This is a genomic window from Arthrobacter sp. NPDC080086 (genome assembly GCF_040702285.1).
Window position 1 is genome coordinate 1 of the sequence record NZ_JBFBKP010000025.1, and the last position, 19,745, is coordinate 19,745.

Annotated in this window: 18 protein-coding genes and 5 pseudogenes; 7 read left to right on the forward strand and 16 right to left on the reverse strand. The window is 60.3% G+C overall.

Features of this window, described 5'->3' with window-relative positions:
* Window positions 1-290: 290 nt before the first annotated feature.
* Together AB0305_RS10610 and AB0305_RS10615 are read left to right on the forward strand one after the other, a co-directional pair.
* A pseudogene (locus tag AB0305_RS10610) lies at window positions 291-494 on the forward strand (integrase core domain-containing protein); the annotation flags it as partial.
* Between the two features lie 172 nt (window positions 495-666).
* Entirely contained in the window at window positions 667-927 is a 261-nt protein-coding gene (locus tag AB0305_RS10615; protein WP_366172839.1) for a hypothetical protein, read from the forward strand.
* A gap of 15 nt (window positions 928-942) precedes the next feature.
* Here AB0305_RS10615 and AB0305_RS10620 read toward each other — a convergent pair whose 3' ends face one another.
* From AB0305_RS10620 to AB0305_RS10630, 3 genes are all read right to left on the reverse strand, one after another.
* On the reverse strand, window positions 943-1,803 hold the full coding sequence (locus AB0305_RS10620; protein WP_366172841.1) for a transglutaminase family protein: 861 nt from the start codon (window positions 1,801-1,803) through the stop codon (window positions 943-945).
* Window positions 1,804-2,081: 278 nt separating this feature from the next.
* The gene (locus AB0305_RS10625; RefSeq protein ID WP_366172843.1) at window positions 2,082-2,399 is read right to left on the reverse strand and encodes a hypothetical protein; all 318 of its coding nucleotides are present in this window, start codon (window positions 2,397-2,399) and stop codon (window positions 2,082-2,084) included.
* A gap of 116 nt (window positions 2,400-2,515) precedes the next feature.
* On the reverse strand, window positions 2,516-2,653 hold the full coding sequence (locus AB0305_RS10630) for a hypothetical protein (protein WP_366172845.1): 138 nt from the start codon (window positions 2,651-2,653) through the stop codon (window positions 2,516-2,518).
* Between the two features lie 768 nt (window positions 2,654-3,421).
* Between AB0305_RS10630 and AB0305_RS10635 the strand changes: the two genes are divergently transcribed.
* Entirely contained in the window at window positions 3,422-4,849 is a 1,428-nt protein-coding gene (locus AB0305_RS10635; RefSeq protein ID WP_366172847.1) for a discoidin domain-containing protein, read from the forward strand.
* Between the two features lie 639 nt (window positions 4,850-5,488).
* On the opposite strand, the gene AB0305_RS10640 is transcribed toward AB0305_RS10635, so the two are convergent.
* From AB0305_RS10640 to AB0305_RS10670, 7 genes are all read right to left on the reverse strand, one after another.
* Window positions 5,489-6,496, reverse strand: coding sequence for a bestrophin family ion channel (locus AB0305_RS10640; protein WP_366172849.1), 1,008 nt, complete (start codon window positions 6,494-6,496; stop codon window positions 5,489-5,491).
* Window positions 6,497-6,553: 57 nt separating this feature from the next.
* Entirely contained in the window at window positions 6,554-8,116 is a 1,563-nt protein-coding gene (locus AB0305_RS10645; RefSeq protein ID WP_366172851.1) for a DHA2 family efflux MFS transporter permease subunit, read from the reverse strand.
* A gap of 86 nt (window positions 8,117-8,202) precedes the next feature.
* A complete protein-coding gene (locus AB0305_RS10650) occupies window positions 8,203-9,564 on the reverse strand; it encodes an HlyD family efflux transporter periplasmic adaptor subunit (RefSeq protein WP_366172853.1) in 1,362 nt (453 codons plus the stop codon).
* Window positions 9,561-11,093: an efflux transporter outer membrane subunit gene (locus AB0305_RS10655; RefSeq protein WP_366172855.1), complete on the reverse strand. Its 1,533-nt coding sequence runs from the start codon at window positions 11,091-11,093 to the stop codon at window positions 9,561-9,563. Before AB0305_RS10655 ends, AB0305_RS10650 begins: the two co-directional genes overlap by 4 nt.
* A 160-nt stretch (window positions 11,094-11,253) precedes the next feature.
* Window positions 11,254-11,658 carry a cupin domain-containing protein gene (locus AB0305_RS10660; protein WP_366172857.1) on the reverse strand — a complete coding sequence of 135 codons (405 nt, stop codon included), beginning with the start codon at window positions 11,656-11,658 and terminating at the stop codon, window positions 11,254-11,256.
* Window positions 11,659-11,662: 4 nt separating this feature from the next.
* On the reverse strand, window positions 11,663-12,142 hold the full coding sequence (locus tag AB0305_RS10665) for a carboxymuconolactone decarboxylase family protein (protein WP_366172859.1): 480 nt from the start codon (window positions 12,140-12,142) through the stop codon (window positions 11,663-11,665).
* 87 nt (window positions 12,143-12,229) lie between these two features.
* Window positions 12,230-12,982, reverse strand: coding sequence for an SDR family oxidoreductase (locus AB0305_RS10670; protein ID WP_366172861.1), 753 nt, complete (start codon window positions 12,980-12,982; stop codon window positions 12,230-12,232).
* Window positions 12,983-13,171: 189 nt separating this feature from the next.
* Here AB0305_RS10670 and AB0305_RS10675 point away from each other — a divergent pair, with 189 nt between their 5' ends.
* The 3 genes and pseudogenes from AB0305_RS10675 to AB0305_RS10685 form a co-directional block, all read left to right on the forward strand.
* Complete coding sequence (locus tag AB0305_RS10675; protein WP_366172863.1) at window positions 13,172-14,704, forward strand: PLP-dependent aminotransferase family protein; 1,533 nt, start codon at window positions 13,172-13,174, stop codon at window positions 14,702-14,704.
* A 161-nt stretch (window positions 14,705-14,865) separates the two neighbouring features.
* Window positions 14,866-15,198 (forward strand): annotated as a pseudogene (locus AB0305_RS10680) (ATP-dependent metallopeptidase FtsH/Yme1/Tma family protein); the annotation flags it as partial.
* 115 nt (window positions 15,199-15,313) lie between these two features.
* A pseudogene (locus AB0305_RS10685) lies at window positions 15,314-15,618 on the forward strand (transposase); the annotation flags it as partial.
* On the opposite strand, the pseudogene AB0305_RS10690 reads toward AB0305_RS10685, so the two are convergent.
* Window positions 15,594-15,746, reverse strand: a pseudogene (locus AB0305_RS10690) (IS3 family transposase); the annotation flags it as partial. The pseudogenes AB0305_RS10685 and AB0305_RS10690 sit on opposite strands and share 25 nt — an antisense overlap.
* Window positions 15,747-16,044: 298 nt before the next feature.
* Here AB0305_RS10690 and AB0305_RS10695 point away from each other — a divergent pair.
* Window positions 16,045-16,623, forward strand: coding sequence for a hypothetical protein (locus AB0305_RS10695; protein WP_366172932.1), 579 nt, complete (start codon window positions 16,045-16,047; stop codon window positions 16,621-16,623).
* Between the two features lie 7 nt (window positions 16,624-16,630).
* On the opposite strand, the pseudogene AB0305_RS10700 reads toward AB0305_RS10695, so the two are convergent.
* The 5 genes and pseudogenes from AB0305_RS10700 to AB0305_RS10720 all read right to left on the reverse strand — a co-directional run.
* Window positions 16,631-16,814 (reverse strand): annotated as a pseudogene (locus tag AB0305_RS10700) (transposase); the annotation flags it as partial.
* A 237-nt stretch (window positions 16,815-17,051) separates the two neighbouring features.
* Window positions 17,052-17,480: a septation protein IspZ gene (locus AB0305_RS10705; RefSeq protein WP_366172865.1), complete on the reverse strand. Its 429-nt coding sequence runs from the start codon at window positions 17,478-17,480 to the stop codon at window positions 17,052-17,054.
* 130 nt (window positions 17,481-17,610) lie between these two features.
* Window positions 17,611-18,204 carry a hypothetical protein gene (locus tag AB0305_RS10710; RefSeq protein WP_366172867.1) on the reverse strand — a complete coding sequence of 198 codons (594 nt, stop codon included), beginning with the start codon at window positions 18,202-18,204 and terminating at the stop codon, window positions 17,611-17,613.
* A gap of 46 nt (window positions 18,205-18,250) precedes the next feature.
* On the reverse strand, window positions 18,251-18,646 hold the full coding sequence (locus tag AB0305_RS10715) for a hypothetical protein (protein ID WP_366172869.1): 396 nt from the start codon (window positions 18,644-18,646) through the stop codon (window positions 18,251-18,253).
* A gap of 20 nt (window positions 18,647-18,666) precedes the next feature.
* Window positions 18,667-19,407, reverse strand: a complete 741-nt coding sequence (locus AB0305_RS10720; RefSeq protein WP_366172870.1) for a winged helix-turn-helix domain-containing protein — start codon at window positions 19,405-19,407, stop codon at window positions 18,667-18,669.
* Window positions 19,408-19,745 lie beyond the last annotated feature (338 nt).

Consider the following 19,745-nt stretch of genomic DNA (forward strand, 5'->3'; position numbering starts at 1 on the left):
GTGTGCGGCTAGCCAGCCGTGGCCTGTCGCGCGGCCTCGTCGATGCAATCGGCCAACCGCCCGGCAATCGGCTGGCGGCTATGGCCTGAACATCATTGCCCCTACACCAAGAAACAGTACCGCTGAGAAGTAGAGGATCCGGCATGATTTTCACGATTTGAATCGGAAGGCATGCCATGAAGACGAGCAAGTTCACGGAGGCGCAGATAGCATTGCTCAAGCAAGCGGATCCAGGCACGAAAGTCCGCAAGCAGGGCGTCAGCGAAGCGACGTTTGCCCAGTGTGGCAAGCCCCAAACCATGAAGGTGGGCAACGGCAGCGAGTTCATCTCATAGGCGATGGACCGCTGGGCATACGAGCAGGGTGCGGAACTCCACGAGAGCTTCAACGGGCAGTTCCGGCAAGAATGCCTGGACGAGCGTTGGCTCTTGTCCCTGGAGGACGCTCGGAGCAAAATCGTCGACTGGCGGCGGTACCATAACGAGCGTCGCCCCCAAATCCGCGCTGCGGTGGGCGAGCCCGCCGAATTCGCCTGTCAGGCAAGGAAAACACCTCGACGGAACAACTCAACGACGCCGGAAATCTCCACTTCTGGACGGTACGAATTGCGGTGCAGAATCACTGATGCCTCCGGAAGTGATCCCGATTTGTCAGGGGAGTAGCGCGATGACACATACGACGGAGTACCGTGGTTACGATATTCACCTGGAACTCGTGGGTACATCCAAGGACATGTTCGATCTGTGGTTTTGTATCGAAGGCCCAATACAGCCCCCCGGCATTGCGGCAATCGGCAAGCGCATCAAAGTCCACGGCGGCCCCTTCTCTCGACGTTGGGCGCACTTGATCGGTGAGCTGGCTGGGCGAGCGGCGATCGATGTGATCCTTGGTGTCGAAGACGAGCCGCCCACAACGGACGAGTGGTGAACGACTACTATCTTCTTACCACGTGCTGATTCCGAGCGCGGTGTCGATTGGCATGCTGAATCCCAGATCACTGCTTGCAATGGCCTGAACTTCCACCAGCGGTCGCGACGGTTTGACATTGCCGAAGACCATGGCAATTGGGACATCCGCAGCGTCACGCCCCGTACCGATTCGCAGAAGCCCCATGGGCACTGACGCATTCGATGGATCGACCAAATACCATCGTTGCCCCAAAAACACCTCCACAAACGCGTGAAAATCCGGTGGACCCAGCAGCGGATCAGCACCGTAATCCAGGCTGCTCGAAAAGCGTGCTGGAATACTCAGTGCACGGCATAACGCGATCATGAGGTGCGCATAATCCCGGCACACGCCTTTGCGCTCAACGAGTGTGCTCACGGCAGACGTACGCTCGTTCGTAGACTGCGGCGAAAATCGCACGTAGCGGCAGACCCAGTCCCGAATCGTGATGACAAGCGGGTACCCACGCTGATAACCGCCGAACTCTCGCAGCGCGAATTCCATGAGGCGATCCGATTCGCAGTAGCGACTTGGGGCCAGGTATGTGATGACATCGAGCGGGAGATCTGCAACGGGGACTTCGAACAGCTGCTCAGGAGGCGTCAGCAGATGGTCGATGTCGACGGTTGCGGCATAGCTGACGGAGAAGGGTCCCTTGGGCGCCCGGACACGCAGGCGTCGATTGAGCAGCGTTGGTTCTGTGTGGGGCTTTGCTGGCAACGCCGGAGTCAACTGCAATGACTCGGTGATGACTACCTGGCGCGCTGTTTGTGCGGCGTGGAAATTGAAGATGAAATCGGCGGTCGGGTCGCACACCTCATAAATCAAACCGACCGCATAGCGCATGCGGACCATACGGCCTCCTGCTGTCTGCCTCCAGCGTCGCTTGGTAGTCGGCGCAGACAGGTCATGGGCGGTGCAGTGCCGGCACTGGCTGCAGGTCTGATGCACCTACTCGGAAATCATGAATTGGCCAGGAAAAAATCCATCGATGACATCTTCGGCCATCTTCGCAGCCGCATGTTTGGCTGTTCCGATGCTCTCCCATTGGTCGCTTGCGGCGCGACGATGCGGCTACCCCCGTGCCGTCACAACGCTATCGCTCTTAGCTCGAAACTCGCGGATGCGCGTACCTAGTGCGCGTCTTTCTTCATGTTCTCGATTTCCATGGCGGCGATCCATTCCTCGTACGCCTCAATTGGCTCCGTGGCCTCATCCACGAGCGTGGCTGCGCGCTCCGCAGCGGCCGAAGCCGCCAGAGTGGACTCGCTCCGACTGTCGTCCTCGGTGCTTGGGGGCAGAAGCATATCTTTCAGCATCGCCCGCAACTCCGGGGTATTCCATGGCTTGCCCAGCCTGCGCTGCCTGTTCAAGTAATGACGGACTTCCGCCTCTTGCTGGGTTGTTAGGGGAAGCCCTCGGAATGTCTGATGTATGTCGTGGTGGATCATGGTGCGCCTCCCGAATCGGTCTGCGCGTTCGACTGTCAATGTGGATGGTTGGCGTCGCGATAGAGAACGTCGCGCTTTACATATCGGCCCTGCATGGCAGGTCTGCAGCCAACGCGTTACGTCTTCTTCTTGGCAGCAGCCTCGCTTGCGGCCCGCGATTGAACTGTGCTGAACGGCGTTGCTGGCACCGCAGGTTTCTTCGGTTGCTTAGGCTTCTTCGCTTCGCGGTTGCCGCGCAATTGACTCTTGGCCATGGTGGTACTCCTGTTGCGTTGCTTGCCAAGTGGCAGTCCCCAGCATACGCGCTTCACCCTCGGCAAAGGGGAATATCTTCCGCAGGGTGTGATGCGATTGGCAATGCTTGCCGAAGGCGCCTCCCCCCTCGACTTAGCCGGCATGGCCTTGCTTGGCAAAAATGTTGCGGCACGGGCGTCTGCCGCAAACCCACTCACAGTGCATTGCCCCGCTCGACTGGTTTCGGCGCGGATTCGACTTGCCCGCAGCAACATCGCCCCCCGTGATAGACGAGCTGCGCCGGTGCGCCACCACGCACAACGCCGTGCCTCGACAGCAAACTTCACACCGCCGCCGCGTTTAAAACACGCGGCAAATGGTCGCGGTAAAAATAACAAAAGGGACTGCGCACGTGCAGCGTTATCAACGTTGTGCAGTCCGTGCGTGTCAGTTTTACATGAGCATGTGGCGGCCCGTGCCTGCCGCGGCAAATTAGGGCGAAAACGGCTTTCTTATTGGGGTTTCGGACAGTCAGCGAAACCCTTACAGTCTGGCCCGCGACTCGCCTTCTCGATGTAGTCGAGACCCCGACAAGAAGCACGACGATACGAAGCAACAGGGTTTTTGGCGCGTTTCATCCCTCGTCACTCCCCCCGGTTTTGTGGCGCTTTTTCAACTTGGTCGACCACCGAGTTTGGCGAAGCTTTGCCCGAATTCCACGAGGTGACGCGGACTTAATGCGGCGGTTGCCACTGCCACTGACCCACTTGCATAGGAAGTCCTGTTTCATGCGCACCCAGTTGTTTTCCTTCGGCCGTCTTGGCCTGCTTGCCGGCGCGGCGTTTGCCCTGTTTTCCGCCCCCAGCCAAGCCACCTGCGTGGCCAATCCGCCCACGCAATCCAACAGCACCTTTCCGGCCAGCCTGACCGGCAAGCTCGCGTACCACAGCTACGTGAGCTATGGCGACGGCACCAGCCAGATCTTCATCTACGACTTCTCGGCACGGACGCTCACGCAGGTGTCGAAGGCAGCCTGGGGCATCCAGGACCCGATGAACGCCGTGTTCAGCCCCGACGGCAAGTGGCTGGCTTTCATGGGCATCACCAACAACGCGTGGAACGTGTTCTTCTGGCAGGTCGGCTCGAGCAGCCAGCCAATCAACCTGACCAACAGCACCGGCCAGACGCGCAATGAAGACCCGAAGTTCAGCACGGACGGCAAGTCGCTGCTCTTCAAGCAGAACGGCGACGTGATGCAGGCCGCGTTGTCGTACACCAGCTCGGGCCCGGTGTTCACGTCGGTCATTAACCTGACGCACACCGCACCGACGCTGGAAAACTCGATGCCGTTTGCCACGCCGGATGGCACAGCCGTGTACTACACCACGGGCACGGGTTCGGGCATGGGCCTGTACAAGCAGACGGTGGGCAGCACCAGCAAGGTGGCGTTCGACACGCCGGCAGGCCTGGCCACGTACTACCCGATCGTGCGTGCGGACGGCACCGTGTTCTACGCCCGCTGGCACGACGCCACCAGCCAGGCTGACCAGATCTACACCAAGGTCAACCCGAGCGACACGCCCAACCAGCTCTCGCTCAACGACTGCAATAGCAACAACTCCGACCCATCGCCCGTGAACAACACGAACTACTTGTTCTTCTCGTCGACCAGCGCCGGCGGCTACCAGCTCTACCTCGGCGATGTGACCACCGGCCAGCGCTGGAGCCTGTCGCAATTCGGCGTGAACTCGGACACCACCAAGGCCAAGCTCGGTTCGAACTACTACGCTGGCACCACGGTCACCGCCTCGCAGGCCGTTACGCTGCTGTCGCAAGGCAAGCCGGCCAGCGCATCGTCGAGCTACAGCGCGAGCCTTGGCCCGGCCTACGCATTTGACGGCAACACCACCAGCACCCGCTGGGATTCGGTGGAAGGCGTGGCGGGCGCGCAGTGGCTGATGGTGGATCTGGGCTCCACGCGCACCATCACCGGCGTCGATCTGTACTGGGATGCGGGCGCCAAGGTGTATTCCATCCAGACGTCGAACGATGGCGTGAACTGGACGAACATCTACTCGACCTCGAACGGCGCATCGTGGGGCCACGTGTCGCTGGCCAACCTCAAGGGCAGCGGCCGCTACGTGCGCATGTACGGCACGCAGCGCGCCACGCAGTGGGGCTACTCGCTGGACGAAATGCAGGTGTGGGGTTACTGATCGCGCCGATTTCCCTGTCGGCCGACGGACTCGTCGCTTGATATGACAACGCCCCGGTGGCTTCGGTTATTCCCCCCAACTATCCATACATAGTTAGGGCTAGATAAGCAGCATCCCGACCCCCAACACCCCTGAAGAGGGGTGTTTTTTTGTTCGGAAATTTATCAAACTATTCCCTAAATGTTGATTTGCACCGAATCCTGACCCACCCGAGGTAGGTTTTTGCATCGAATGTTGACCCACGTGTAGAACACTGTCCCGCTCGGCAACGAGCGGGAGATCGGAGTGATCGACGTGGCCATATTGGGCATCATTCGACGCTGGCACCTTCGGCGTCAATGCTCAACACAGCGGTTCGATTCAGCTCCCGCCAGGGAGTCGCTCGGCCATCAAATTCGACTATTACGTATTCGCGCCCACAGGTCCGCGCACTGCTGCATGGTGGTCGGTTGGGTGCCTCATCCCACTTGATGGCAGCCCTGTTCCGGAGTTCGGCCAGCGCCGCCGCAAAACTTTCGAACTCGCCTTGCCATTCGGCGTGAAGCTCATCTTCAATGACAAACACTGGCATCCCGATATGCGTTCAGTTGTGTTGCGCCATTTTATTGGCGGAACGGCCGTTAACTGTCACGGCCTGACCTACAGAACAATGCCATGCTCTGCCGCCGGCTCGATAACATCGCTCTTCTCACCAAGCATGTCCATGAGATCACGTTCGATCTTCCGGCAGATCCGCGCCATGGGCACGTCATTCGGGTTGCCTTCGAACGGGTTCTCTGTACTTTCGCCCACTTGCTCCAGCGCGAGGTACATCCACGAGATCATCGTGCTGAAGGGAATGACGAGCCAGATCATATGGCCATGCATGACGCCTGACACGCTGGCATTGAGCTTTTCGAACTCCGTCAGAATGCCAAACGGCAGCAGCAGACAAAAGGTACTGACAAAGAGCTTGTTGATGACCTCATATTGCCTGGGGTACGGGTACTCCTTGACGCGCTCCGCCCGCCCTTGCTGTACGAACAGGCTCCGGATCAATCCTCCCAGCTCCAGGTAGAAGGCATTGCTGATCTCGCCGGCGGCAAGCAGTCGTTTGATGGCCGCCGCTTGCGTTCCGAGCAACCGGGTTGTCCTGCTCTCGGCATGCAGAACCGAGTCGAGCTCGGCTTGCGGCAGATACCGCGCAAGCGCATGTTCCAATGGGGTTTCCCACTCGGGGACCTGGTAGTACTTCCGGTATTCCATGTTAGCTGCCTTGCCTGCGTTTTCCCACACTCGTGGGCTTCGCAGTTGATAGCGAAGCGCAGTCAGCCACGCGCAATGCCGGAGCATCAGTTCTCGCCCGGCTGCCGGCCCTGCCGGAAAGTCTCGGCTCATCACACCCAGACATCGGCTGAGGCTTAGGATTTCCGTCCAGGCCTGCTGTGCCTCCACGGCTCTGCCGTAGGTCTGCACGTTCCTGAAACCCACGATGAACGACGTGGCGGTGCCCAGCAGCACCACCACCGACACTGGAATCGACAGCCATTTCAGCCCGAGGAACTGGTAAAGGACAACGGGCAGCGAAGCGCACGCCAGAGAGGCATAAAGTTGTCGCCTCGACCAGCGCGTGAACTCGGATAATGAATACGATTTCCCCAGATGCATGGTGTGCCTCTCTCGACGGTGTGACAGAACGCTGGCCGAGGAACTGATTGCCTGGTGTCAGTGGGCCGCAGCCGCGCTGCCGGACGCGGCCCCTTTGTCGGGCTTCGTGAACCAGATCAGCGGAATGACGGCGGCAAAGATCACACCTGAAATCCAGAATATGTCGTTCAGTCCAAGCATGATGGCTTGCGTGTTCAGGCCGCGTTCGAAGTAGGCAGCGGCTTGTGCGGGACTGAAGCCCAGGGTCGACTCGATCGACTGAAGCGCCGCGCCATACAGCGGGTTGCCCGGGCTGGCCTGCTCCACCAGACGCGCATGGTGCAGCACGGCCCGGTCGTTCCAGATGGTAGTGGCCAGCGACGTGCCTACCGCTCCGCAAAAGACTCTGACGAAGTTGGACAGCCCGGCGGCGGCCGGAATCTTCTCCGGTGGCAGGCCCGACAGGATGATAGCCGTCAGCGGAACGAAGAACAGCGCGGTCGGAATGCCTTGCAGCAACGTGGGAAGCACCAGCGTGAACATGTCCACGCCGGTGCTGAATTGCGAGCGCATGTAGAACACGCCGGCAAAGCCGAGGAAGGACAGCGTGGCAAGCACGCGCAATTCCGACTTGGGCAGGATCTTGCCCACGACCGGCGCCAGCAGCACGGCAAAGATGCCCAGCGGCGCCATCGCCAGCCCTGCGTTGACGGCGGGATAGGCCAGGTATTGCTGCATCCACTGCGGCAGCACCACGAGGTTGGCAAAGAAGAGGGCAAAGGCCACCGAGATGGCGACCGTGCCTGCCAAGAAATTGCGGCCCTTGAACAGGCGCAAGTCGACGATGGGATTCGGTTCGGTCAGCTCCCAGATCACGAAGAAGAGGAAGCTGAGTAGCGCGACGATGGCCAGGGCGACGATGACCGGTGAACTGAACCAGTCGAGATCCTTGCCCTTGTCGAGCATGATCTGCAGTGATGCCACCCAGGTGACGAGCGAGGCGAGGCCCACGACGTCAATTGGCAGCACGCGCGTGGCGGTTTCGCGGTCACGGTAGATGGCCCAGGTGACGGCTGCGGCGAACAGGCCGACCGGCACATTGATGTAGAAGATCCACGACCAGGAGTAGCTGTCGGTCATCCAGCCGCCCAGTGCCGGGCCAGCGATCGGTCCTACCGTGGCCGTCATCGCCCACAGCGCAAGCGCCGCGGCACTCTTCTCCTTGGGATAAGAGGACAGCAGGATCGACTGCGATAACGGAATCAGCGGACCCGCCACGGCGCCCTGCAGGATACGCGCGGCCAACAGCGTGACCAGGTTGGGCGCGATGCCGCACAGCCACGACGACAGCACGAACATCAGGATTGCCCCAACGAACAGGCGCACTTGGCCCACGCGCTGGGTCAGCCAGCCGGTCAGCGGGATGGCCACGGCGTTGGCGGCAGCGAACAGCGTGATGACCCAGGTACCCTCATCCACCGAAACGCCTAGGTTGCCGGAAATTGTCGGGATCGCGACGTTGGCGATCGACGAGTCCAGCACGTTCATGAAAGTGACCAGGGCCACGGCAAAGCTCCCCATCACGAGCTTGGCTCCGGTCAATGGAGGTGGCACGACTGAGGGCTGGGCTTGGGACTGCATGATGCGCTCCCTGGGGAGTGGGTCACATGAAAAAACTGATATGGCAGGCAAATGCGAAAAGACAGGCCGTGGGCGCGGCGTACTGCCTAGGCGGCTGCCTGCCCAGCGCGATGTGCTGACGCGCCGGGAGCTGCACGCAAGCGGTTCTGCACCGGCTGCAGGACACCCCCCTGCTTCTGTTGCCGCACGTGTTCAGTTGCCTGTTCTACGCTGGCTGCGCCGTTGCGGTTCTGCGAAATGATCCGATCGATTTCTCGATCGGCTTGCTCGCCGTAGTGCTGGAATACATCGGTGCGGTACGTCGTGCGGACCGGCGCTTCGCCACCAATTCGGCTGCCGCTGGCAAGGCGTGAACCGTCTTCCTTGCGCGTTTGCACGTCGACCTGCATTGATAGACCGACCTGTAGCGGATGCTCGCGCAACTCAGCCGGATCGAGCTGAACGCGCACAGGCAGGCGCTGCACCACTTTGATCCAGTTGCCCGTGGCGTTCTGCGCGGGCAGGGCCGAGAACGCGCTGCCGGTACCAGCAGAAAAGCCGACAACCTTGCCGTGATAGGTCACCTTGCCACCATACACATCGGCATGCAGTTCGACCGGCTGACCGATGCGGATGTGCTGGAGCTGGACTTCCTTGAAGTTGGCATCGACCCACACACCGTCAAGCGGCACGATGGCCATCAGCGGGTTTCCGGGGGCCACGCGCTGGCCAACCTGCACGGAGCGGCGCGCCACGTAGCCGGTGACCGGCGCGGGTAGCGTATTGCGGGCATCGGCCAGGTAGGCTTCCCGCACCTTGGCAGCTGCTGCAAGCACGCTGGGATGGCCGGTAACGGTGGCCTGGTCGGTCAACGTATGGTTGGACGCAAGCTGCTGACGTGCAGTCTCAAGCGCGGCTTCGGCGGCCGTGACTGCGTCGCGGGTGTGGGCGAGGTCCTCCGCAGCGACCGCGCCGGATTCGACCACCTCGGCGCGTCGGCGCAGATCCCCTCTTGCGCGAGCGAGGTCGACCTGGCGCTGCTGCACCGTCGCTGCGAGCACATTGTTGTTCGCATAGAGCGCACTGACTTGCCGCACGGTTTGGCCGAGCGCCGCCTCGGCTGCAGCGAGCGCAACCTTTGTATCGGCCGTGTCGAGCGTGACCACGGGCTCACCGGCCTTCACGATCTGTGTATCGTCAGCGTTGACGGAGACCACCGTGCCGCTCACCTGTGGCGTGAGCTGGATCAGGTTGCCGTTGACATAGGCATCATCGGTTTCCTCATGGAAGCGCGCGACGGTGTAGTAGTACGTGCCATAGCCAGCTGCGACGAGTGCGGCGCTCAGACCAAGCAGGATCAGCAAGCGCCTGCGGGTGTTCCTGCTGGCGGGCTGAGTGACGGCAGCGGAGCGCGCGCCGGTCTGTTGGGTAGCGGGGGCCGGGTGGGCCGAGGGGGTCGTTTGGTTCATCGCGTCACCTTTTCGTCTTCGCTCACGGCGGGCTCCGTATAGCCGCCGCCCAATGCAGCCGCCAGGGCGATTTGCCCGTCGCGGCGCGTCATGCGCAGATTGGCAAGCGCCTGGCTGCTGGCCAGCGCGTTGGTCTGCGCGTTCAGCGCCGTCAGCTGTGTGGTCAGGCCAGCCTTGTATTGCGCCAGCGCTAGGGTTTGTGCGCGGCGCGCGGCGGTATCGGCGCGCACGGCGTTGTCGATCTGCGCGTCGACAGCGCGGATGTCCGAGAGTTGGGTCGCAACCTCGGTCAAGGCATTGACCAGGGTCTCGTTGTAGTGGGCCACGGCGAAGTCGAATTCGGCATAGCGGCCCTTGAGCTGGGCGCGCAAAGCGCCACCATCGAAAATCGGCAAGTGGATCGCCGGACCAACCGAGGCGGTGCGGCTGGCGGCACGCAGGAAGCGGCCCCAGCCGAAGGCATCGAGGCCGATCATGGCGCTCAGGTTGATGTCCGGATAGAACTCCGCCTTGGCCACCTTGATGTCGTGCAAGGTCGCGTCCACGCGCCAGCGCGCGGCGACGATATCCGGGCGGCGTGAAACCAGGTCGGCCGGCAGGTTGTCTGGCAGGCGGACGGCATCGCCAGTGCCGAGGGCGGGACGGCGGATCGCAAGGCCGCGATCCGGCCCTTGCCCGAGCAGTGCACCAAGCTGATAGCGCGTGCGCTGGAGACCGCCGTCGAGCGACGAGAGTGCCACTTCACTAGCAGCCAGATTGGCTTCTGCGGTGCGCTTCTCCACCTCAGTATCCAGGCCCAGCGTGACGCGCCCGTTGGTCACGCGCAGCACTTCGCGGCGCTGCCTGACCTCATCCTGTGCGATATCGTGCAGCGCATAGAGACGGGCCAGTTCGTTATAGGCGCGGGCAATCGCACCGCTGAGTGTCAGCTTGACCTGCTCCGCCTCGGCTTCGCTGGCATGCTGTGCAGACACCGCAGACTTAAGCGCCTCGCGGTTCTTGCCCCACACATCCAGTTCGTACGATGCATTGGTGAACGCCTTGTTCTCCGACTGCCAGGCGCCTGCAAACGGGGGCGGTACCAGCGCGCTTTCCGAAAACCGCTGGCGCGCCCATGAATAACCGGCGCCCACTTGCGGCAACGTGTTGGCATTGGCGCCTTCGCTGAACGCGGCGGCGGCGGCCACACGGGCACGGGCTTTTTCCAGCGAGGGATTGGTCTGTAGCGCCTCGTCGATCAACGCCTTGAGTTGCGCGTCGCCAAATTGGGCGGCCCAATCAGCGGATGGCCAGCGGCCCTGCTCGGCGGGAATGCTCTGCGTGGCGGCGTAGGTGCTGGCATCAGCCATGCGCTTGTCGCTTGTGATGCCGGCATAGTTGGCACAGCCGGCCAACACGGCGGCCATCAGAACGGGAAGGACGCACACGGCGGGTCTGACCAGGCGCGCCCGGCGATCGCCCGGCGAACGGCCAATCCGCAGATCGTGGCGCGAGAGTTTCGTTGTCGACGTGCTCATGATCCAGCTCACGTGTTGTGTCGAATGGCAAAGCGGCGCCCTCCGCTTATGCACGGACCGGCGGATCAGCTCTTTTGGGGAAACAAAGTGCGCGGCAAGAACACTGCGGTGGAGCCCTTCTTGCCCGCATGAAAGGGCATCGGCGTTGCCGATGCCTGCGTGGAAGACTCAGCTACTTCACCGGCATCAAGACCGGCGCGCCCTTCTTCTTGATCAGGAACACGACAAACTTGGCCGGCTGCGTGGCACTGGCGTTGCGCCCGACGGTATGGACGTCGTTGGGGCCTTCGTGGAACGTATCACCAGCCTTGAGGGTGACCTCCTTTCCGCCGTTCAAACTCATGACGATGCTGCCTTCGAGCACATAGACAAAGGCGTGCGCGTCATGGCGATGCACGGGGTCGACCGAGCCGGGCGGATAGTCCACCACGATCATCTGAACTTCTTTGCCCGAATACTCCGGCAACGATTCCGTGCGCAGTGGCGTAACGCTCGCTTCCGGCGCTGCCTTAACCAGCTGCGCCATCAGCAGGCACGAGCACACCACGGCTGCAGCAAAGGACACTGGATTTTTCATGGCATCACTCCAGATGGGCCTTGTCGAGCCCGAATGCCTTGTCGGATGACCCCGGCACCATGCGGAACGCCACGTTCAGCCGGTTCCAGCTGTTGATCGCGCCCACAAGGAACGTCAGATCGGCCAGCTCCTTTTCGGAGTACTGGTCGCGCACGCTGTCGTAGATTTCGTCAGACACGCCCAGGGCGGGCATGTTGGTCAGCACCTCGGCCCATGCCAGCGCGGCGCGTTCGCGCGGCGAGAACAGCGTCGATTCGCGCCAGATCGCCACGTGGTAGAGGCGCAGTTCACGCTCGCCGTGGATCTTCGCCATCTTGACGTGCATGTCGACGCAGAAGGCGCAGCCATTGATCTGCGACACGCGCAGTTCGACGAGCTCGCGGATGTGCGTTTCGATCGTCGTTTTCTGAAGCAGCGTGTTGAGCTCCACGAGCTTCTTGCTCAGTTCGGGGGATTGCTGAAAGTAGTTGAGGCGTTGCGTCATGATGCGCTCCTGATGAGATGACCGCGTGGCGGTGCCCGGCAACGGCGTGATGCGCGAATCCGAGCGTTGTGGGATGTCAGCCGGTGATCAGCCGCCCTTTGCCTGTGCGAACCACTGGTCGAGACCGATGCGGCCGATTCGAGCGTCGCCGAGCGGCACGAGCGACAGTTCCTCGACGAGGCCGCCGTAGTACCGTGCGTCGCGATCCGTCAAGACCTGGCGTGTATCGCCGATTGATTTCAGATAGCGCGCGATGATCTGGGCGAAGGGGGCGCGGTCCGGTCCGGCAATGTCGATCGTGCCGTTCAGCGGTGCGGCGAGTGCGGTCTGTGCGAGGATCGCCGCGATATCGTCGGCCGCGATCGGCTGGAACAAGCCGTCGCCGACGCGTACCGTGCCTGCGACCGTGCTGAAGTCTGCAATGCCGCCAATGAACTCCATAAACTGCGTCGCGCGCACGATCGTGTACGGCACGCCGGCCGCTTCAATCGCCTCTTCCTGCGCGACTTTGGCCGTGAAGTAGGCGTTCTCCGCCATGCGGTCGGCGCCGACGATGGATAGCGCGATGTGATGACGCACACCTGCGGCAACTTCAGCCTTGCCAAGGTTGCGGGCCGAGCTGCGGAAGAATTCGAGCACCGCTTGCGGCTCCCATGACGGCGCATTCGTCACATCCACGACGACATCCGCGTCGGTGAGTGCATTGCTCAGGCCCTCGCCCGTCACGGAATTCACACCATTGCGCGGCGAGGCGGCAAGTACCTCATGACCTGCTTCGCTGAGCAGTGTGACAACACGTGAGCCGATCAGGCCCGAACCACCGATTACGACGATCTTCATGGCAGAGTCTCCAGATGAGAGTCAGTGAATGCACAAGGTGCTGGAAGGGCGTAGCGCCGTCTGAACATGTCGCTGTCGTCGCATCGCTTGAGACCCAGTGTGGAACAATCACGCCCTATAAATAAGGGCCAAGAATTGTCGAAATGACTAGTCCAAGTCGTTTCCGTTTCCCTGGCCGACGAGACCGCCATGACTGCTCCCACACCCGCACTGACCATCGAAATCGACCGGCAGGAAACAGTGCCGATCTATCTGCAGATTTGTGAGCGTTTCAGGACGGCGATCGCGGCCGGGCATCTGCGCCCTGGCGATCGGGTGCCTGCATTGCGCGGCCTCGCAGCGCAGCTGAACACGGCGCGCGGCACCGTCGAGCTGGCCTACACGATCCTGGTTGACGAGGGCTACCTGCAGATGCGTGGGGCGGCCGGCACGTTTGTGTCGCCGTCGCTGCCGGCGTCGGTGGTGCGTTCGTCACGCCGGGAAGCGCCGCCAGCGGCAGAAGGCAGGCGGGGCGCAGGAAGACGGCGGGAACAAAAGGCGTCGGACGCGTCGCATCGGATACCGCCGATCCCCACGCGCCCGTTGACGATTGCCGTGGCCATGAGCGGCGAGCCGCGACCATTGCAGCCAGGTCTGCCGGCCCTCGACGCCTTTCCGCGCAAGGTTTGGAATCGGCTCGTTTCGCGTCATGCGCGCAGTGGCGAACGCGCAGTGCTTGCGTACCCGGACCCGGCCGGTTACCGGCCGCTGCGCGAACACATCGCCACCTATCTCGGGCTGTCGCGCGGTGTCACCTGCTTGCCGGAGCAGGTGTTCGTGACCGGCGGTTATCGCGCAACGCTAGAACTCGTCTTACGCAGTCTTGCGCAGCCGAACGACCACGTATGGTACGAGGACCCCGGCTACCTGCTCGCGCGCAGCTTTCTGGCCGAGACTGGCATGCAGCTCGTGCCGGTGCCGGTGGACGAGGAAGGGATCAACGTCGAGCGGGGTATCGAACTGGATACGCAAGCGCGCTTTGCGTTGGTCACGCCGTCTCACCAGAGCCCGCTGGGGCACACACTTTCGCTTGCGAGACGCATGGCGCTGCTGGACTGGGCGGAGAAAGGGTCCCGCTGGATCGTCGAAGACGACTACGACAGTGAGTTCCGCTATCAAGGCCGGCCACTACCGGCGTTGAAGAGCCTGGACCGGCATGATCACGTCATCTATTGCGGCACGTTCAGCAAGATGATGTTTCCTGGTTTGCGGCTCGCGTATGCGGTGGTGCCGGAGCGCGCCATCGATCGCGTCGGGCGAGTGGCATGCAGCATGAACGCCGGCTCGCCGACGTTGTTGCAGGCGGCCGTGGCAGATTTTATGGAAGAAGGACATTTTGCACGCCACGTGAAGCGCATGCGCGCGTTGTATGGTCAGCGGCGCATGCTGATCGCGCACGCGCTGGAACGCGCGTTTGGCGAGCGCTTGCATGTCGAGTTGCCGCCCGGTGGCGTCCAGTTCGCCGTGCAATTCGCCGAAGGCCCGGGGGGCCCTGTCGACGATGTCGCCGTTGCCGCGCGTGCCCGTGAGGCAGGGCTCGCCGTGCTGCCACTTTCGATCTGGTATGCGAATGGTCGGATGCCGCATGTGCCGCGCGGCCTGGTGATGGGCTTCGCCAACATTGCTGATGCGAGTGAAGCGGCCCGTCTCGCGCGAACGTTGCGTACGTGCTTGCCTGACTGAAATACGGGACAGCAGCCGTTTTGCATGTATCGATGACAGCGTTTGCTTGCGAGCTCGTTGATCCGCATCAAGCACGGCGCCGGTATAAGCACGAACATCAAGATTCGATCGAGATGTTGGTTGAGGCACGACCATGCGTGGGTGACCAAGTGAAAGAAAGTATGCAACCGCGGCAGCAGAGGTTCTCGCTCTGGTACGCCGTCATCGTCGCCCTGAGCATGCTGGCGTTCCAAACGCTGTTCCTGTCTGATCAGGCTGACACCCTGCCCTACAGCGATTTCAAGCTCCTGCTGCATGCGGGCAAGGTCAAAGACGTCGCCATTGGCGAGCAGGACATCACGGGAACCTTCACAGCAGACGGTATCGAGGCGTTGCTGACGAAGCAGCAGGTCGACGTCATCCGCCGCACTGGAAAGGGTGAGCATCCTTTCCAGACGCTGCGTGTGACAGACCCGGCGCTTGTGCAAGAGCTTGAGGCAGCTAAGGTGCGCTTTGTCGGCCGCCCAGATAACAAGTGGTTAGGCACGCTCCTGTCGTGGGTTGACGTGACCGGTTGTTTCGAGTCCAGGTTGAAAGAGAGAATTCAACCCTGGCAAGGAGCAACCCAAGATGCCTCGCAAGAGCTTTACCCCCGAACAAATCATCGCGAAGCTGCGCCTCATCGAAGTAGCGATGGGCAGTGGCAAGACCACCCAACTGGCCTGCAAGGAGGCCAGTATTTCCGAGCAGAGCTATTACCGCTGGCGCAAGGAGTACGGCGGCTTGCAGCACGCCCAAGCCAAACGCTTCAAGGAGCTTGAGCGCGAGAACGCCCGGCTGCGCAAGCTGGTTGCCGACCTGTCGCTGGAGAAGGCGATGCTCAAGGAGGTCGCTTCGGGAAACTGGTGAGCCCCGAGCGACGCCGACGCGCCGTGATGCGTCGGTAGCCATAGCGACCGTAGTCGGCCGCCAGCGCGACGATGGCCTGTGTGAGTGCATCCTCGTCAGCGCGCACCGTCGCCACATAGCGTTGAACCGCTCGGGACTGGCCCACAACGCGACATCACACCCATCAGCAGGTCGAGCGAGCTTGCCTACCCGTTAGTTTAAGTGGGTGACTGTGTCCAGAGATTCAGGGTGGCGTTCCATATTTTTTTGATCAATCGCAATACAAAATTCTCGCTAGACAAGAGATTGACATTGTCACCATCATTGTGGCGATCCCTGGGCATAAGGTCTACCTGTCTGAATCGGATGCCCTCTAAGATCAATAAACGCTCCATTTTTTTTCCGAGCTTTCCGGACGCTCTATGCAAAGAGCTTCCTTTCGCACTCATCATATGCAGCACACTACTTCGCAAATGTTGGCCTCTTTTGATCCTGAAACGTTGATTCGAACCTACATTCGAGCAAAAGACGAAAATCGCCCGCACCTGATGGCACAAACGTTCGCCTCCGACGCAACTCTGCAAATGACGGTCAACTCGAGCGCCATCACCTTTCCTGCACGTAGCGAGGGGGTAGCTGCTATCACCGATGTGCTCGTCAGGCGTTTCGGGCAGACTTATGACAACGTCTACACGTTCTGCCTAGCGGACTCGCGTCCAGTTCGCGGGGTAACGCGCTATAGCTGCGATTGGCTCGTCGGCATGTCCGATAAGCTTACCGATGCTGTGCGCGTCGGGTGCGGAAGCTATGTCTGGACCTTCTCAGGCGATGAACAGGGCCAACGTGTGCAAACGCTCGACATCGTGATTGAGGCGATGGAAGTACTACCACCGGAAACTTCGCAGCCTGTATTTGATAGTTGGCTGGTCCAGCTACCTTATCCGTGGTGCACCATCCCACTGGCCTGCGAGCGAATTCCTGCCATTGAGCAGCTTGAGCCTGTTTTGGCAGCTCTGCGTTCCCGTAACAAGACAGGGTGCCACTTCCAGTAAGGCCATGAATCTCGCGCGCGGCCATGCCTCGGGCGTACATGGCGACGATCTTTTCGCCGAAACCCGTGAAGCCGCTCGTGCTTGGGAATCAGCAGCGGGGCAAAGCTGCCATCCCGGTCGCGCGGCACTTAAATACGGATCGGGCCGTCCTCGGTCAGAATCGTCTTGGCGCTCGTACCGTTTCGCTGGTTGCGCGCAGGCATCAAACACGAGCAACTCTCCGCCACCGTCCCCACCAAAGGCTATAAATCGAGGGGCATAGACTTCGATTTCAACGTCGGAATTGTAGTCGGCTATCTTCTCGAGCGGCCACAGCGCGTCATATCCCGGCTCCGCGTCTCCGTGGGTAGACCCTTCAAACACGCCGTCGGGACGCAGGTACTTAACATACTGTTGGGGGATAGGTGGCAGCATGCTTTCGCACTCCGTCAGGCGCTGCCATCCGGGCTACGGCGCAACCACAAAGTGATGCCGAAAATCTCAGCGCAGAAAATTGCCAAGGCCCCGAAGAGCTTGTAATTCAACCAGACCGCCAGCCGCGCTCTGAAGGCGACGGTAAGGTTCAGGGCCGCAAGCCCCGCGAATAGCGCCGCGAGTGCGACAACACAGCGACGCCATTGCGGGGCCGACAGGCTCAATCGCTTACCCCAAATGGCTCGAACGAGGGTGACCCGAAGGCCGAGCCAGCTGATGGAAAGTGCAAACGCACCGTAAACGAGCGTGTGCTTCAGTACGATGAACTTTTTGTCTCGATGAAAAAAATCGGCGCCTGTTACTCCAATCAGAATCAGGATGGCCAGCGAGACGATGAGCTGAAGAGCAAACGTTCGCCCAGGGGAGGCCATATTCATACTCATTCAGTGCAGGGGTGCCTTAGTTTGGCGCTCAACTGCGAGTGCGCTAGCCGGATGAGTCGTGCTCCAACTTCTGGCAGGGGACGCGCCCAGTGCTTCTTTGTTTGAGCAGCCGGCTTGAGCAACAGAACCATCAGAAGTGTTTGAAGCTTCCGATTATGCGGTCGAACAATACTTCGTTTGTGCGGAACACTCCTTTCACCTTCGTCCTATCTGGGGACATGACCGAGCATTGAACATTCCAACCGTACCGTGGTGTCTGGCTGAGTAGAGTCTTAACCATCATTTGATAACCCTGGGGGGCCTTTTCATCAGTCAACGTTGCAACGGACCAGTACGCAACATCCCCACCTAGACTCGACTTTCCGAAGTCAATTTCCGACACGGAGAAGCCTCCGAACTCTTGAAATCGGGTCAGCCAATCTCCTCTCGACATAGGCTTTCTTTCGTATGCATCATTCAGTTGCGCCTGAGTGTATCGGCCCATACTCTGCGGCATGTCAAAGCGATTCACTTGGCAGCTGAGTGCCGCAACGTCGGCGGGTGCTACCGGCCGCTTAAGAAGCAGGAAGGTACGCCCAGACTCTTCCACCAACTTTGTCTGCCACCCGGTGGGAACTTCAATGCTCATACCAACCTTATCGAACTGTACTTCCGCCGCCATCGCCGTCGTCGTGGCGACGAGGGCAGCAGCAAGAGAGAAAAAAAGCGATTTCCTGAACTTCATCCCATCCCCATGTAGTTGAACATTGCAGGCACGCGGCTGCTACCGGCTAATTACTGCGCACAGCCATAACGACTGTGAGTGCTGCGACGACAGCAGACCAATATTCGACAGGCAAGAAGAACAGGCGATGCTTACGTGGCCTCGGTTCATTCTTATTCATGGAGTAGCCAAAAGCGCCAACAGCCAAAGCAGTCAACAGGCCACCAACTACTTTTGGCCAGAGATGCGCGATATAGAAGCCTTGCCCAAGAGCCGCATCAACGACAAGCTGTATGGTCACAAAAACGACAATTGGGACTAGGAGAATCAGAATGCCAAGCCGGTGCCAGATAATAAACATGTCGAAATCTCGTACTGGAAGTTGATTTTCAAGCTTGGCTAGGCGCTTGAGCGAAGCCAGATGCAGTTGTTCCCAAACGGCATTGGCCTGCCGGTCGCACACGGCACAATGACTGCGTTTTGTTAGCTGCTCTCAGAGGGCCGTTCCACCAGAAGAGCAACGCTGCCTCTCGCCAACCGATAACCCTCGCCCCGCACCGTCTGAATCAGGCCATCACAAGCAGTCCCGGCGAGGGCCACGCGCAATTTTCGGATATGAACGTCGACCGTGCGCTCGCCGACGTACGCACCCCCGCCCCACACCCGGTCAAGCAACTTAGCGCGCGAATGCAGATGCTCAGGGTGCATGACCAAAAAGTGGAGTAGACGGAATTCCAATGGACTGACTCGAATTGGGCGCTGACCAGAGGGCGTCTCAGCAGTCACGCTCAGCGTGAGGGGGGCCAGTCTTAAGTCATTCAACTGAACACTGTTATCGGCGTGCTGTGTCGGACATCGACGCAGTATCGAACGAATACGCGCATGGAGCTCGGCAGGATCACATGGGTCGACGACGTAGTCGTCGGCTCCAGCATTCAATGCTGAGATCTTGGCCTGGATACTACTGTGACGAGAGAATACGATAACGGGCAATCGCCGCAGGTATGCGTCAGAGCGCAATGCCAGCAATTGGTCAATCGCTTGCTGTGGCTGCGGCCAAGCCCACTCCATCAGCATCATGTGTGGGCATGACTTGTACACCATGGCCTGAACCTGCTCAAGCCCATCTGCGCACTGAACGCGATGTCCCGCGTCCCTCAGTACGAATGACAGCCGGTCGCGCTGCGCCTGATCTTGAACCACCAATAAGATCTCACTGCCCATGGATACTGCCACATTCTGTCACTCTGTCCCAGATCAACTGGCGTACCAGCCCCCTCCGTTTTGCTTGCAGTGCGCACCTCTTCGGTACGAGCGCGTCAAGACGCACGTTTTTTTCGAAGGGCAGATCGTAGCGCCCTCAATGAAGTTCTTGTACCTAGCAAACGGCACTTGGGAGACTAAAGCAGCATCATTTCTTTGGCTACCGAATTATTTCGATCGATCAACATCGACGTTATCGATGGCTGATATTTACGTTATCGATTTATCTTTGTTTTAGTCAATCTTAGAGGAAAGTATCACGGCGCATATTTTAACAATCGATAATCAGGTATTTCATC